Annotated in this window: 14 protein-coding genes; 8 read left to right on the plus strand and 6 right to left on the minus strand. The window is 38.5% G+C overall.

Annotated features, from left to right (window positions below):
* Positions 1–481 precede the first annotated feature (481 nt).
* On the plus strand, positions 482–2,083 hold the full coding sequence (locus JZO83_RS06290) for an ABC transporter ATP-binding protein (RefSeq protein WP_207115269.1): 1,602 nt from the start codon (positions 482–484) through the stop codon (positions 2,081–2,083).
* Between the two features lie 111 nt (positions 2,084–2,194).
* Here the strand turns inward: JZO83_RS06290 and JZO83_RS06295 are convergent, their stop codons facing one another.
* Positions 2,195–3,022 carry a class I SAM-dependent methyltransferase gene (locus tag JZO83_RS06295; RefSeq protein WP_207115270.1) on the minus strand — a complete coding sequence of 276 codons (828 nt, stop codon included), beginning with the start codon at positions 3,020–3,022 and terminating at the stop codon, positions 2,195–2,197.
* A 389-nt stretch (positions 3,023–3,411) separates the two neighbouring features.
* Entirely contained in the window at positions 3,412–3,975 is a 564-nt protein-coding gene (locus JZO83_RS06300; protein ID WP_206854749.1) for a TIGR00730 family Rossman fold protein, read from the minus strand.
* A 68-nt stretch (positions 3,976–4,043) separates the two neighbouring features.
* Here JZO83_RS06300 and JZO83_RS06305 point away from each other — a divergent pair, with 68 nt between their 5' ends.
* From JZO83_RS06305 to JZO83_RS06320, 4 genes are all read left to right on the plus strand, one after another.
* Positions 4,044–4,361 carry a MazG-like family protein gene (locus JZO83_RS06305; protein ID WP_206854755.1) on the plus strand — a complete coding sequence of 106 codons (318 nt, stop codon included), beginning with the start codon at positions 4,044–4,046 and terminating at the stop codon, positions 4,359–4,361.
* An 82-nt stretch (positions 4,362–4,443) separates the two neighbouring features.
* Positions 4,444–5,199: a MurR/RpiR family transcriptional regulator gene (locus tag JZO83_RS06310; RefSeq protein WP_207115271.1), complete on the plus strand. Its 756-nt coding sequence runs from the start codon at positions 4,444–4,446 to the stop codon at positions 5,197–5,199.
* A 139-nt stretch (positions 5,200–5,338) separates the two neighbouring features.
* Positions 5,339–6,646 (plus strand): PTS transporter subunit EIIC, encoded by a 1,308-nt coding sequence (locus JZO83_RS06315; RefSeq protein ID WP_207115272.1) that lies wholly within the window; start codon positions 5,339–5,341, stop codon positions 6,644–6,646.
* A 17-nt stretch (positions 6,647–6,663) separates the two neighbouring features.
* On the plus strand, positions 6,664–8,103 hold the full coding sequence (locus JZO83_RS06320) for a 6-phospho-beta-glucosidase (protein ID WP_207115273.1): 1,440 nt from the start codon (positions 6,664–6,666) through the stop codon (positions 8,101–8,103).
* A gap of 53 nt (positions 8,104–8,156) precedes the next feature.
* On the opposite strand, the gene JZO83_RS06325 is transcribed toward JZO83_RS06320, so the two are convergent.
* Complete coding sequence (locus JZO83_RS06325; RefSeq protein ID WP_206854764.1) at positions 8,157–9,185, minus strand: FUSC family protein; 1,029 nt, start codon at positions 9,183–9,185, stop codon at positions 8,157–8,159.
* 470 nt (positions 9,186–9,655) lie between these two features.
* On the opposite strand from JZO83_RS06325, the gene JZO83_RS06330 reads away from it, so the two are divergent.
* Positions 9,656–10,105, plus strand: coding sequence for a hypothetical protein (locus JZO83_RS06330; RefSeq protein ID WP_206854766.1), 450 nt, complete (start codon positions 9,656–9,658; stop codon positions 10,103–10,105).
* A 632-nt stretch (positions 10,106–10,737) separates the two neighbouring features.
* Here JZO83_RS06330 and JZO83_RS06335 read toward each other — a convergent pair.
* A complete protein-coding gene (locus tag JZO83_RS06335; protein ID WP_206858860.1) occupies positions 10,738–11,316 on the minus strand; it encodes a TMEM175 family protein in 579 nt (192 codons plus the stop codon).
* Between the two features lie 195 nt (positions 11,317–11,511).
* Between JZO83_RS06335 and JZO83_RS06340 the strand changes: the two genes are divergently transcribed.
* The gene (locus tag JZO83_RS06340; RefSeq protein ID WP_206858861.1) at positions 11,512–11,709 is read left to right on the plus strand and encodes a hypothetical protein; all 198 of its coding nucleotides are present in this window, start codon (positions 11,512–11,514) and stop codon (positions 11,707–11,709) included.
* 74 nt (positions 11,710–11,783) lie between these two features.
* Here JZO83_RS06340 and JZO83_RS06345 read toward each other — a convergent pair whose 3' ends face one another.
* Together JZO83_RS06345 and JZO83_RS06350 are read right to left on the minus strand one after the other, a co-directional pair.
* Entirely contained in the window at positions 11,784–12,602 is an 819-nt protein-coding gene (locus JZO83_RS06345; protein ID WP_207115274.1) for a ZIP family metal transporter, read from the minus strand.
* Between the two features lie 57 nt (positions 12,603–12,659).
* Positions 12,660–13,643 carry a Gfo/Idh/MocA family oxidoreductase gene (locus JZO83_RS06350; protein ID WP_206858864.1) on the minus strand — a complete coding sequence of 328 codons (984 nt, stop codon included), beginning with the start codon at positions 13,641–13,643 and terminating at the stop codon, positions 12,660–12,662.
* Between the two features lie 155 nt (positions 13,644–13,798).
* On the opposite strand from JZO83_RS06350, the gene spxB reads away from it, so the two are divergent.
* Positions 13,799–15,541 (plus strand): pyruvate oxidase, encoded by a 1,743-nt coding sequence (gene spxB, locus JZO83_RS06355; RefSeq protein WP_207115275.1) that lies wholly within the window; start codon positions 13,799–13,801, stop codon positions 15,539–15,541.
* The last annotated feature ends 73 nt before the right edge of the window (positions 15,542–15,614 follow it).

Genomic DNA, 15,614 nt, shown 5'->3' on the forward strand with positions numbered 1-15,614 from the left:
CTCATTTCTACCACGTAAAATAAGTACTCACCCGCTTTTTCCTTTCTAAAAACGGCGAACACTGGAAATAAAAACCCTTTCAAAAAAGCTGAGAACTACAAAAATTGCACAAACAATTCTCGTAATCCTCAGCTTATTTCTCGAGACAAGACAGGTTGACCTTGTCTCATTCTCACTTACGATCCTTGACCTGCGATAATACCACAAGAACATGGTGCGGCATAAGTACCTGTAATTTTCTTCAACTCAGGTTTTTTAAACATTTGCACCCCTCCTTTATTTTATGTATTGATGACGAACGTCAGCAAAAGATCATGGAACAACAGACAATCCATTAAGTTTTATAACAGTTTCTCTGTACATTACATAACCTCAAACTATGAAAAAAAGAGAAAACGAAATATTCACTTTTTTTCCTAAATAAAGTATAATCTTCTTTATAATCATTTGTCAATCATGTACTCAAGGAGTGTAATAAAAAATGAAGTTTCTCACAAGAAAAGGTTATACTTACCTATTTATATCAATGTTATTAGTCTTAGTAACCGTACTAACCACTTTGATTGCGCCATTTATCTTAAATAGTATCAATAGTTATGAAATCAATGCTATTTTTCCTATTATTTTCCTAATAATCGGTGCCATGTCACTCTCTTATATTTTTCAAGTTGGTTTGATCATTTATCGAGAAAATTTTGCAAAAAAGTTCAATTTGAACTCATTTTTTGATTTATTAGCTAACGTATATACCTTGAAATTTGAGAAATACATCAAGTTAGAATCAGGAAATCTAGTCAGTCGAATGTTTCGAATTGTGGATACGACTTATCTGTTTATGACAACAAGTTTCTTTTTAGTACTGAAATCGGCCATCTCTATTCTCATTGTGTTAGGTATCTTTTTTTCACTCGATTCAGTTATCTTCCTAATCACTCTTCTTTTGATCCCAATTAATCTTTTTTCTTATCTCTTTATTAATAAAACACTGAATGTAAGAATCAAAACGATGCAAGATGAAAATGCTCATGCGCAAAAAGATTTGATTTTGCTCTTAGGTAATCCAGAACAATTTAAGATGTTACCTAGCTTTGATACCGTCAAACAACTAACTTCAAATACACTCAAAAATATGTATACAAGCTTGGCAGCAACAAATAAATTCGCTCAAATCACTAGTTACACGGTTTCATTTATCAATCAGCTTTCTCAAAATATTATTTTTATCACGATCAGCTACTTAGTCTATAATCAGCAACTTCAGTTGAACAATATGATGGTCGTCAGTATTTTGATGCCTATTTTCTTCACGGCACTTTCTGATTTATCAAAAATCAATGTCGATTATCGAACGGTCGTAGCGAATCAACAATTTGTTCAAGAAAACTTAGAATTACACCAAGAGAGGTCCTCTGGCACAGCCATCGATCAGATCACCAGCATCAGATTTGCCAATCCGCAAATCACGATGACATCAAATGCCAAAAGAATCCATTTATCGTTAACTGAAACGTTGCATTTAGGCGATATTTGTTATATCGAAGGTCCTTCAGGTTCTGGAAAATCGACCCTCATAAAAGCAATCTTAGGTTTTTATGAAAGCAAGGATCTCTTTATCAATGAGTTGCCGATTGAACAACTGGACTTGAGTTTCATCAGAGAACAGATGACTTATCTTTCTCAAACCACGCTGCTCTTTTCAAATACACTTGAATACAACATCACTCTCGGTCAGCCGATTTCAGATGAAAAAAAAGAAGAACTGAGAAATTCCTCCCTGCTTGCGCCGATTTTTAAAAATAAAGATTGGGATTCTTTGATCATTGACAATGGCGCAAATCTTTCTGGCGGAGAAAAACAGCGCGTGTTCATTGCCCGTATGATGCTCCAAGACAGCAGGATCTGGATTCTGGATGAAAGTACGAGTAGTATCGATAAAGACTCTGCGGATGCTATCTTCAAAACACTCATTGACGTACGTAAGAATAAAATCATTTTATTCACCTCCCATGATAAGGAGAATAAAAATTTTGCCAATAAATTCATTCAAATCTCCTCTCATGTTGAGACGATCGAATCATGCTGATCACAAATCTCCGCAAAAAAGAAATTCCCAAAAATCAAACGAAAGATTTTTGGGGATTTCTACTTGCCTCTTAAGGACGATCTTTGCTATTTCAAATTCAAAAGAAATTCGTTACCCTTTCTTTTCTAACAATACTGCTAACGTTGGCGAATCCTCTTCATAGTCAGTCCCTTTTACATCACCAAAAAAACCACAGACAGCAAAACCCGAAGCCGCCATTTCGGCTTGCAACGTTTCCTTTGTAAAATACGTCATCCACAAATAATAATTTTTGAATTCATTTGCAGTAAGAATCGTTGTTTGTTCTAAAGTGACTCGTTCATTGTATTTTGTATTATACTGCAATGCAACGTGAGGTTCTGCTGTCCAAAAACCTCCGTCTGGACAAGTATCCCATACTTGTTTTTCTTCAAACAGTTGATAGCTTGCCATAGAAAAGACATCCAATAAAACTTTTCCGGTTGGTTTTAGATGCTGATAAATCTTTTCCAATAATTTTTTTCTATCACTCGTTGATAATGCGCCAAAGTCACAATAGATCATCGTGATGATGTCGTATTGATTGTCTAAATCCATGTTCAAATAGTCCGCATAATGGTACGTGATCGGTAAGTGTTGGCTTTCCGCAGATTTTCTACCGTAAGCAATGGATCGTTTAGAAAAATCAAGCCCCGTCACTTGATAACCTAACTGACTAAATTTTTCTGCATAGATCCCTGGACCACAGCCGATATCCAGTAATGTCGGATAGTCTTCTGGTTTGAGCATTTGATTGATCCAACGAACAGATTCATCGATGAATTGGGCTTTTCGACTTGCCCCTTCAAATTCAGGATCAAGGTGTGCTTGAAGCATTTGCTTCGAGATATGTCGAGCATCCCAAAAAGCTCCTTTCGTTTGTTGATAAAGTGTTGGCTTGCTTAAAAGTGTTTCAATCATTAGTACCATCTCCTCATTCTTTTTTATAAATTCAAACAAAAGAAAAAAGCCGTAGATTTTACTCTACGGCTTCCCTGCATAAGGCGAAGATGTGCGAGTAAAATAAAATCAAATACATAGGTACGCTAAATAAAGCTGGATGTCAGCTCAATTTTTTACCTATTGAATTGATTTTATTTACTCGCTTCCAGTCATATCCATGTTACTGATTTTATAACATCTGATATGCCGGATTCATCACCTTTTTCTGTTGAATTTATAAATATATCCTATAGAATATACTCATAATTGTCAAATTTCTACAGGAATGTTCCAACATTGATCAGCGGAGTTTCTAATAACAATGATAGACAAAAATTTTTTTCTGTAAAAACTATTCCAGTAACCGTTTATTTATACTCCCTGATTTTCGGTGGAACATATTGATCCACAAACGGCTGGATCTCGGTCAGTGTGTTTGCAAACAAAATTTTATCGAAATCTTCTTTAGTCAAAAAGCCTTGATTGACCATAGCTTGATACTGTTGTTTCAGTGGATCGAAAAAACCTTGATGATTCATCAACACACATGGATTGACATGCTGTCCAATCCTTCCCCAAGAAATCACTTCCGTAATCTCTTCAACCGTTCCAGGTCCACCGGGTAAAGCGATATAGACATCTGATAATTCAATCATCTTTTGTTTCCGTTCGTGCATGGTCGAAACGATCATCAAAGAGGTGACATCTTTTTTAGCGAGTTCTCGTTTTGCTAGAAAGTCCGGCATGATCCCTGTTACTTTCCCACCAGATTCAAGCACTGAATCAGCAATGATCCCCATCAAGCCCGCATTGCCACCGCCATAAACTAACTGATACTCATTACTGCCGATCCACTCACCTAATTTTCTCGTCACTCGTTCATACTCTGGGGAATTCCCCTTACTTGCTCCGCAATATACTGCAACGTTCATCGCCGTGACCCCTCCCAAGTTTTTTCCAGCTTATGCTATTATATAATTGAAAGGTGGTTATCCTCAACATGAACATCAAAGATTATAATAAATGGGTAGTTGAATTTTATAAAAAAAGAAATTGGTACGACTACGATCCATTTATCCGTATCGGCTTTTTAACAGAAGAAGTTGGCGAAGTATCAAGAGCGGTTCGAAGCCTCGAAATCGGCAGAGATCGCCCGGATGAGTCTGTACAAACAACCGAATTTTACAAAGAAAATCTGATGGAGGAATTGGGCGATGTGCTGGATAATGTGCTGATTCTTGCTGATAAATATGGACTGACCTTTGAAGAAATCATTCATCACCATCAACAGAAATTAGAGAATCGATTTAGTGAATAGGTCTTATCTCCTTTCAAGAATTCTTACAAAATCCCTTCTCATCATGCTATACTCTAAAGAAAAAGAATCTTGAGGTGAACACATGGCTATCTTTGAAAATCTCAGCTTAAATAAATTGTCTTCTGTCGAACAAGAGATTTATCGATTTATCGTTAATAACCTCGAGAAAATACCTTATATGCGGGTACGAGACATCGCGACAGATGCGCATGTTTCTTCGACCTCGGTCTTTCGCTTTATCCAAAAAGTTGGCTTTGATTCATTTCCGGAGTTTCGTTTTTATATCAAAAATCATTTAGAAAAAGCCCACTATGAAACAGATGAAAAACAAGTCAAGCTAGAGGAACGAATCAGTCAGTTGAACATGACGATTTTTCATCCCGACATTGAATATCAAATCAAAAAAATGGCAAAAACATTGCAGCAAGCGGATTTTATTCTGTTTATGGGCATGGGTGCTTCAGGGGCATTAGCACAATATGTCGCACGAAAATTAGCAAATATCGGTTATTTTTGTATCAGTTTAGATGAACTGACTTATCCCATTCGTAGTTTTTTGCGTAAGGATCAAAAAAATGCGTTGGTCTTTTTGAGTGTTTCAGGTGAAACAAAAGAACTGATCGAAGTCATTTCAGGATTAGCTCATGCTGATAGCGTGCATAAATATTGTATTACTGCACATAAAGAAAGTTCATTGGCACAGTTATGTGATTATTCGATCGACTATTCCATCAAAGAAGAACGCAAAGATATCTTTCTTGATTTGACTAGCCAACTGCCTGCCATGGCAATTCTTGAAACACTGATCGGTTACCTAGAGGAATCAACCTGCCAATAGAAGCGACTTGGAACACTACGTTCCTCCCACGAAATAATTTTCATTGTTCCAAATTTTTATCCTAAATAAGAATGCGCTTACTTTTCTTTTGCACCTTTCGCTATAATGAATGCATCATATAACGAAAGGTGTTATTCTTATGCAAAAATTCAATGATTTATTAGATCGAAGTCTTGTTCCGATTGCAACACGGTTAAACAACCAGCGACACATTGCAGCCGTACGAGATGCATTTATGCTTATTTTTCCATTGACGATTTCTTCATCATTAGTGATCTTAGTCAATAATATTTTATTTTCAAAAGATAGCTTTATCGTGCAATTATTTCAACTTTCACGTATCTTTCCAAATTTAGAAAGCGCCCAACAAGTCCTTGCTTCTGTAGCCAACGGAACGATCAACATCATGAGCTTGTTTATTGCGTTTTTAGTCGCTCAGCTTTTGGCGAAACACTTTGAAGCGGATGCCACCTTAGTTGGATTAACGAGTGTCGCTTGCTTTATGATCTTCTACCCTACTTCTTTTTCGGTCAACGAGATGAACGTTATCTCCACGCAATATTTAGGGGCTCAAGGTTTGTTCGTGGCGATGATCGTCGCTTGCTTAGTCGGAGAATTCTTACCGAAATTATTCAAAGTCAAAAAATTACAAATCAAGATGCCAGAACTTGTTCCACCAGCTGTTTCTCGTTCTTTTTCTGGTATGATTCCGATCATCATCATCGTTGCTATGGCAGCTTTGATCAATTTCTTCGTCTTGATGATTGCACCAGAAGGGATTAACGAGTTGATTTATGCCGGTATTCAGACGCCTTTGCGCGATCTAGGTGGAAATGTGGTTGGCGTACTTCTTTTAGCTTTTATCCAAACGCTGCTATTTTCTATCGGTATCCATGGTCCAAACACGTTGAATGCTGTTCGTTCAGCGATCTTTACCGAACAAGACTTAGCCAATCTACAATTTATCAATGATGGCGGTTCACTGTGGGACGTCCCTTTCAAAGAAACTTGGGGCATCTTGAACGATATGTTTGCGAATATGGGTGGTACTGGTATGACCCTAGGCTTGATCATTGCGATTTTTATTGCGTCAAGAAGACCCGAACATCGAGAAATTGCCAAACTGTCTTTCGTACCAGGTATTTTCCAAATCAATGAACCAATGATCTTTGGTTTACCGATCGTCTTGAATCCAATCATGATCATTCCTTTTGTTCTAACACCAATGGTCAATATTCTTGTTGGTTATTTCGTTACAGTAGTATGGCCGATCATGCCCTCACCGGCGATTGGTTTACCGTGGACCACACCCGGAATCATCAATTTGTTTTTAGGAACGGGTGGTAACATCATGGGGATCGTTATCGGGATTCTATGTTTAGCCATCTCCATTTTGATCTATCTACCTTTTGTCATTGCTTCGAACCGCGCACAGCGTACAGAATAATCGTAGGGGGATTTATTATGCTTAGAGAATTACCAAAAGATTTTTTATGGGGTGGCGCGATCGCTGCTCACCAGGCAGAAGGCGCTTGGAATATTGATGGACGGGGCCCAAGTATCGCTGACGTTATGACTGCTGGCGGAAATGGGATTCCTCGAAAAATCACTAAAGGCATCCTTGAAGGAGAATATTATCCAAATCACGAAGCGATTGATTTTTATCATCGCTACAAAGAAGACATCCAATTATTTAAAGAACTAGGATTAAAATGTCTACGTACCTCGATTTCATGGAGTCGCATTTTTCCTACTGGTCAAGAAGAAACACCAAATGAACAAGGGTTAAAATTTTATGATGATCTTTTCGATGAGTGTTTAAAAAATGGAATTGAGCCAGTCGTTACGTTGTCTCATTTTGAGATTCCTTATGCCATTTATGAAGATTTCGGTGGCTTTACCAATAAAGCGGTTATTCCTTTATTTGTAAAATTTGCCAAGTGTGTCTTTGAACGTTACAAAGACAAAGTCACTTATTGGATGACCTTCAATGAAATCAATAACCAGGCAGATGGGCAAGAACCAGTACATGTTTGGACCAATTCTGCGATGATCATCGAAGAGGGTCAAGATAAAGAAGCGTTAGTCTTCCAAGCAGGAGTCAACGAACTGATTGCCAGTGCTTGGGCTGTCAGCGAAGGGAAAAAGATCAATCCTGATTTTCAGATCGGCTGTATGATGGCTTATGTCCCAATCTATCCTTATTCTTGTGCGCCAGAAGATATGATTGCTTCAGTCAAAGCGAACGAACGTCGCTTCTTCTACAGTGATGTTCATGTCCGTGGCGAAATCCCTACCTACACGACGAAATACTGGGAACAAAAAGGGATCACGATCGATATCAGTGAAAACGAACGACAACTCTTACGTGAAGGAACAGTTGACTATATCGGTTTTAGCTACTATATGTCGGGAACGATCACAACACTTCCTGACGTAGAGGGCAATCAAACAGAAGATATTCCTTCCGCTAAACTTGTTAAAAATCCTTATATCACTGCTTCTGATTGGGGATGGCCCATTGATCCTGTCGGGTTGCGCTATGTATTGAATACCGTATATCAACGCTACGATCTTCCGCTATTTATCGTTGAGAATGGTTTCGGCGCATACGACCAGTTGACCGATTCAAATGAGATCCATGATGACTACCGAATCAATTATTTAAAAGAACATATCGAACAAATGAAAAAAGCAGTGATCGAAGATGGTGTTCCTTTATTAGGCTATACGCCTTGGGGAATCATCGATATCGTCAGCTTTGGCAGCGGTGAAATGGAAAAACGCTACGGCATGATCTATGTCGATAAAGATAATACCGGCAAAGGAACTTTGCAACGTCTGAAAAAAGATTCTTTTGCTTGGTACCAAAAAGTGATTGAAACGAATGGCGAACAGCTTTAACAATCAAAAAAGAAAAGCGATCCGACCTCAGTGTCGTGACCGCCTTTCTTTTTTTATGCTTCGTATTTTTCTTTGACAACTGCTAAATAATGTTGTAAACCGATATTCATCACCCAAGCGACACCTAGACCGATGAAACTGCCTATGACGATACCGATAAAACGATACTCGATCAATGAGATCAAATAGGTGTTCCTGACCAGTGTCGAAAGCATCAAGGCCATGGGATTCAAGAAGATATTCGCTACTGCGTAGTTTCTAGCGACTAGAAATTGTGAAATGCCATAAAGAAGAGTAATCAAACCTATTGTTTCAAGCTGCGTAAATGGGATCAATGATAGCACCGCAGATAAACATAATCCTAGCATCGAGCCGATCAAATATTGAACTTGTCGATGTTTCATGGCATCTAGATTCTCCGCTAATAAAATCGAGGCACAAGACAGTGTCAGCCAATAAGGGTTTTTCATATTCAAGCCATGACTTACGTAGACTGAAAGAAACAATGCCGCGCTATAAAAAATCGAATCAATGATCACTAAAGGTTCTTGATGAAACCGTTCCTTCAGTGATACCTTGATCACTTCCTGTTCTGGACGTGAATCCAATTTCTTCGTAAGAAATGCGGCAATCAAGGAGAATACAACACCCATGAAGAAAAAAGTAGCTGCTGTCGGCAAATGGGAAAGCGGAATCGACATGCTCGTACCCATCGCCGCTAACATCGCAAAGAATAAGCCTCCGGGTTTAGAAATATGAAACAAACGTAAAATAAAACGGCTGAAAAACGCCACGGCGCCAACAGCAAAGGGTTCAAGCCAGATGACATAAGTAGACAACAACCCTAATGTAAATGCCAGTAATAAGCCACAGCCAATCAAAAACATGCGCTTTAATAATTGCTTCATTGGAATGTTCTGGTAGTAAAAGAATGTAAAGATCCCTAGAGAGGAGAAACTTGATATCAAAAAATTGTGATTGATGTAGCCAATCCATAAAACGAGAAAGATCAACACCATCAAGTTCATGATACGATATGGATTATCTTGGATTTTGTTAAATGTAAAATAGGATTTAACCATAAAAAACCTCCTTATTTTGAAATGTGTATAAAAATCGTTTTCGCCTTAAGGATGTCTTGTCTATTTAGATGAAGATCAAAGAAATCGATCAACTATTGGATGTGAAAGGAGTTTTTTCAAAGAAAAATCAAAACGAGTTTACTTTGTCTAGTATAACACCAATTTTCATAGGTTAAACAAGCAGAATTTATTATAAATTATTAAATAACGATCATATTATTATAGTTAATTAATAATAACCACCATTATTTGTAATAAACAAGCGAGTTTTCACTATCTAAAATTAAAAGCTTTTCATCTACGCAAAGAATTTAGGAAATCTACTTTATTTTTTTGTATTTTAAATTTATACTATGAAAGAAATCATTTTTAATAACAAAAAATGATACAAATTTATTGTTACATAAAGTTTTATTGATTTTAAATCAAACACATAAGTTGGAGAATCTAGAAAGGATAGAAGTAAGGAAATGAAGAAAATTATTTTGATCATTAGTAGTTTATTTGGATGTGTCGGCTTATTTTCTTTTGTTCATTTTTTGAATTCTCCTGTTCGAGATGTTACCTCCAAAGCTGAAATGACCCAAAATGACGAAATTAAAATGGAATATGTTCCAACAAAAAAGCAGTTATTGAAAAGCATTGGTGATTCAGTCGATTTTTTAGGCATCTACGAAGTTACAGAAATCAATTTTAATGATACACCACATATCATACTAACAAAAGAAGAGGAAGACGAACTATCTTTTGAAATCAGAGTGACTGATCCAAAAGAACAATCGTTCTCGATTCCAGCAATAAAATTCTCTCCACAAAACATTCATGTCTCTGATACATTTGGCATTGCTAAGAAAAATGATCATTACTTTGCCTATAAAAATAATGTACCCCCAGAAGGAGACCCTTACAACACACGTTGATATTGATTTTTCTCATACCCTCCCAGGGTACATTGATGTTGATCTATAGACACCAGTTGAACAAACTGAAACGAGCGTTCATTCTCTTGTTTCAGTTTGTTTTTTTGCATTGTTTCCAATAAATTATTAACCAGTTTATGTGTTTATTTTCTCTTGCGTTATTTAAAATAACAGAACCTAACAAAAGTTATTGTTATTCCTGAAACTTGAGTGTCCCACCAAGTTATCCACAGTGGATAACTTGCCGTTTCTCTCTGCTTGTCCACAGAAAACTGTAGATGTTCTTTGAATGACTAATCAGCCTTTGAGCGTGACGATTAACGTAAGTAAAATAGACAATAGGAGAACTAGCAGACTCCCTCTCGATTGCTCTACATAAATAAGTATGGTAATGACACTTGTCACGATGGCTGGATAAAATTTTTCCCTTTTTCTCATACGACATCCCTCTTTAACCACTAGTATGCCTTAAAATTTCGATTGTTTTTTTGTATTTTACTTATTTTTCTATTAAATTTCCTCCCAAATGACTGTTAAGCCAGTTCGACGTTTATACAACAAAAAACATGTAATAGTGAGGAATTTCGCCTTTCACTCTTACATGTCTTTTGTTGTACGTTTTAGCTAGGTAGTTAACGATAGTAGGCTTCAATTTTACGACTTGGGATCAACCAAGCGATCAAGATCACGACATTGACCAATAGTACAGCAATTGGCGCAACCAAAACTCCCAGTATCAGTCCTACAACGTTCAAGCCTATCGATAAATATGATTTACGGTAATTACCGAACAGCTCTTTGATGGATGCTTTTTCGTCTTCTTCTGAGGCCACTAATGTCCGTGCTAACACGTAATAGGTGAGATTAGCACCTAATATCACCACGCCATAGGTGATTTCAGGGACAAGGCTGTTACTGTATTCGCTGATCCATGATGTAACAAAAGGAAACAGCGAAAGGAAAAAAATAAAAAAGCTATTCACCCAAAGCACTCGGCCATTGACCTTATGAACGGCTTGAAACAAGTGATGATGGTTATTCCAGTAAATACCTAAAGTGAAAAAACTAATGATATAGATAAGAAAGCGTGGAGCAAGTGTCATCAATGCTTGGAAGGTATCTGAATGTGGTTCATGTAGCTCCAGTACTAAAATCGTCATGATGATGGCGATTACTGCATCTGTAAAGGCTTCTAGTCGATTTTTCGGCATGACTTTCCTCTCCTTTCGCTTCATTTTATTCGTAAAAAGGATAAAAAAGCAACCTTTTCACACCAAAGTAGCAAGTAGAAATCGGCCTCTAGGTGGAGGTCATCATAAAAAATCCTTGCTATACTTATTTTATCGAAAAGAACAAGTGAAGCTTCTAGTGAGAAGTTTACCAAATAGAGAAAAGAGGCGATCAACATGCAAAAAAGAAATACGTTCCAAACGATCATCCTATTGGTTATCGGTTTAGTCGTAGCTAGCTTTGTCCTCAGCCTATTCGTTAGCGTAATCAGCAGCTTGCTATGGTTAGGTATCAAATTATTGATTCCAGCAGCCATTGCGATTTGGTTAGTCCGTTGGATCACTCGCGCAACGCAACAAAGAAAATACTACTAATTCCCTTTCAACAAAAACAAAAAGAGACAGAAATTTTCTGCCTCTTTTTTTGTTTTACTAAATGATATATCATTTTATCCAAGTGCTACATCTAAAATCATCATGATAATAAAGCCAGACATGACACCGAAAACGGCATAGTGTCGTTTACTGGAAAGTGTTTGTTGCGCTTCTGGAATCAATTCCTCCACTACGACATAAATCATTGCACCCGCTGCAAAAGCTAAAGCATACGGCAACAAGACCGAAACTTTCGTCACCAAGATTGCTCCGATGACTCCTGCAATCGGTTCAACGACACCTGATGCTTGTCCATAGACGAAAGCTTTTGTCCGACTCAATCCTTCTTGGCGAAGAGGAATCGAAACAGCTGCTCCTTCTGGGAAGTTTTGAATACCGATCCCTAGCGCAACAGAGATCGCTGCCAGCACCGCAGTCGTTGGATTATCCGAAGTGGCTGCCGCACCAAATGCCACCCCTACGGCTAAGCCCTCTGGAATATTATGCAAAGTAATCGAAAAAACAAGTAAAATCGTTCGTTTTAAATGTGTCGGTAATCCTTCTTTTTCATGTGCTGGACCAAAATGCATATGTGGCAATGTTTTGTCCGCAAGATATAAGAATAGGCCACCTAACCCAAAACCAATACTAACGACAAGCCAAGCAATGTCGCCGTTTTCTTCTGCTTTTGTGATTGCCGGATCTAACAAAGACCAAAAACTGGCAGCGATCATCACACCAGAAGCAAATCCTAACATCAGATTAAGTACATCTTTTTTGATTTCTTTAAAGAAAAAAACTAAGCCAGCCCCAAGCGCAGTCATAAAATAAGTAAACGCTGTACCCGTCAACGCTTGCTGCCAAGGTTCTAGCTTCAGCAGCCAATCAACCATACAAATCTCCTTTCAACCTTTTATTCTTACTCTAGCATATTGGCAAAAATGTGACTACTATTTATCTGATGATCCCTTTCGCCAAGCATCTCCAAACCACTTGTAGTAAAGATCGTCAACGACTTGAACATTTGTGATCGTCATGTTCGGATCTACCACTGTCCCTTGCTTCTTGCCTGAGGAAAGTAAATCGGCGACATGACGGATCTCAAAGACGAATTCACTATTCATCGGAAAATCTTTTTTCACTACTTCTCCATCGTTCATTTGGATCGTATAATGGTCCGTTTTCCAATAATTAGGAATAATGATCGTACCTTTTTCGCCAATGATTGAATACGTACTGGTAAAAGACATTTTTGTTGTCAGAAATAAACTGATCAAAAGATCTTTCTGTTTCAAGTTGATCATACATTGCTCGTCTGTTTGACCTGAGCCGTGTTCAACACATATACCGTTATAGCCATCAAAGCCTGTTCCAAAGAAATATTGACTGACACTTAACGGGTAGGAAGCATTAGAGATCAATACGCCTCCCCCTTTTTCCATATCCCAGAACCAAGGAATCTTTTCAGACCCCGGGCGAGCATCACGAATATCTACTAATTGCACTTGACCGATTTTTCCTGAATCAATCGTTTTTTTCACGTCTTCGATTGCTGGGAGAAACACTGCTTTTTGTGCTTCCATAAGAAAAACATCGTGTTGTTGCGCCAGTGCATAGAGTTCTTGTGCCTCTTCTGAATGCAATGTGAAAGGTTTCTCTAAAAGCACATGCTTCTTCGCTTGAATGGCGGCTTTCGCTGCGGAAAAATGAAGATGATTGATTAGTGGAATATAAATCAATTCTACCTCGTTGTCAGCAAGCAATGCTTCATAACTGCCATAAGCCTTTGGAATCCCTAATTCTGTTGCTAACTGTTGTGCCTTTTCTAAGCGACGTGTAGCAATCGCTGCAGCTTGCGCCACACCACTTTCTTTGATCCCCTCAACAAAACGTGGCACGATCGACGCGCCACTCATGATACCGATTTTTAGCATACGCTTCCTCCTCACTTTTTGACCTCACTATACCATAGTTTCATAATTTACTTACAAGTCCCACAGCTGAAAAGTCGATTTAGTTGGGCTTTTGAAAAGGAAGATTTATACTTTAAACAATAAATATAATTCGTTTTTTTAAGGAGTGTGTCAAAATGTCAACAATAAATGCCGGTATTGCAATGGTAAAAGTGCTTGAAAGCTGGGGAATCGATCATATTTATGGGATTCCAGGTGGTTCGTTCAATTCCATTATGGATGCGTTGTACAAAGAAAAAGAAAAAATCGATTATATTCAAGTACGTCATGAAGAAGTCGGCGCGTTAGCTGCGGCGGCTGATGCCAAATTAACAGGGAAAGTAGGCGCTGTCTTTGGTTCTGCTGGGCCTGGCGCAACACATTTGATCAATGGACTTTACGATGCTCAAATGGACCATGTCCCAGTCGTCGCTCTTTTAGGACAAGTGGCTTCGACTTCAATGAATTATACTGCTTTTCAAGAGTTAAATGAAAATCCGATTTTCGCTGATGTGAGTGTCTACAACCGCACAGTCATGACACCTGAAAGTTTACCCCATGTGGTTGATGAAGCCATCAAGGCAGCATATGCGCATCAAGGCGTCGCAGTCGTGACGATCCCTGTTGATTTTGGTTTTGAAGAAATTGAGTGGCAAGAGGTGTCCAACGCTCATACGTACAAAACAGGAGTGATCTTACCTGACACAGAAGACGTAAACGCAGCTTTACCTTATCTCAAACAAGCTCAAAAACCCGTCTTATTCATCGGGCAAGGTGTCCGTCATGGGTATGAGCAGATCAAGCGATTTTCCGAATATTTCAAGATACCGATAGTTGCTTCTGTTTTAGCTAAAGGAATTGTGCCAGATGAAGACAAAAACTTTCTTGGTTTTGCGGGTCGGGTAGCGACAAAACCTGCAAATGAAGCGTTGGCAGAAGCCGATTTGATTTTATTCGTAGGAAGTGACTTTCCTTTTGGGCGGACGTTCTTCAATCCTGAGGCAGCTTTTATCCAAGTCGATATTGATGCAGCCAAGTTTGGCCGCCGTCATCACGCAGATTTAGCCATTTTAGGCGATGGAAAAATCACATTAGAGAAATTAGTTGAACTGGGAAAAGAACGAGCAGAAGATGCTTGGTATTTAGCCAACCAAGAAAATGTCCAAAATTGGCGGCGTTGGTTACAATCGTTTGAAGAACCGACTGAGCAATCGATTCGCCCAGAAGCAGTCTACAAAGAAATCAACCGGATTGCCGAACACGATGCTGTTTTTGTGACAGATGTTGGAAATACGACCATTCATTCGATTCGCTTATTGAATATGAATGGCGAGCAGCTACACACTACTTCTGGTTGGTTTGCGACGATGGGAAATGGGGTGCCAGGCGGAATTGCTGCTCAATTAAGTTTTCCCGATCGACAAGTCTTTACTTTGAGCGGTGACGGTGGCTTTGCTATGGTGATGCAAGATATCTTGACCCAAGTCAGCTATCAGTTACCAGTCATCAATGTCGTTTTCTCAAATGATTCATTTGGCTTTATCGAAGCTGAACAAGAAGACACTGAACAACAAAAATTTGGCGTCTTACTTGAACAAGCTGATTTTGGAAAAGCTTCTGAAGCCTTAGGTGCGGATGGATTCACGATTACACACTACGAGCAATTACGCCCTGCTTTCGACGCTGCGGCGGCATCCGATCGCCCAGTCGTAATCGATGTGAAAATCCCCAATAAACGTCCCTTACCTGTCGAAGACTTACACTTAGATCCAAGAAAATATAGCGAAGAAGAAATCGAGGCCTTCAAAGAAAAATATAAGGTCCATGATATGCCTGTGCTTCATGAAATATATACGCAACATCTTTCTAAACAGTTGTAAAAGTTCTTCCAAGTGAATCAAGAAAATCCCAAAGTTAGCAGAACAAAAAATTTAAAAACCTCATAAAGCCAAA

This window comes from Enterococcus sp. DIV1298c (genome assembly GCF_017316315.1).
Taxonomy (GTDB): Bacteria; Bacillota; Bacilli; order Lactobacillales; family Enterococcaceae; genus Enterococcus_B; species Enterococcus_B mangumiae.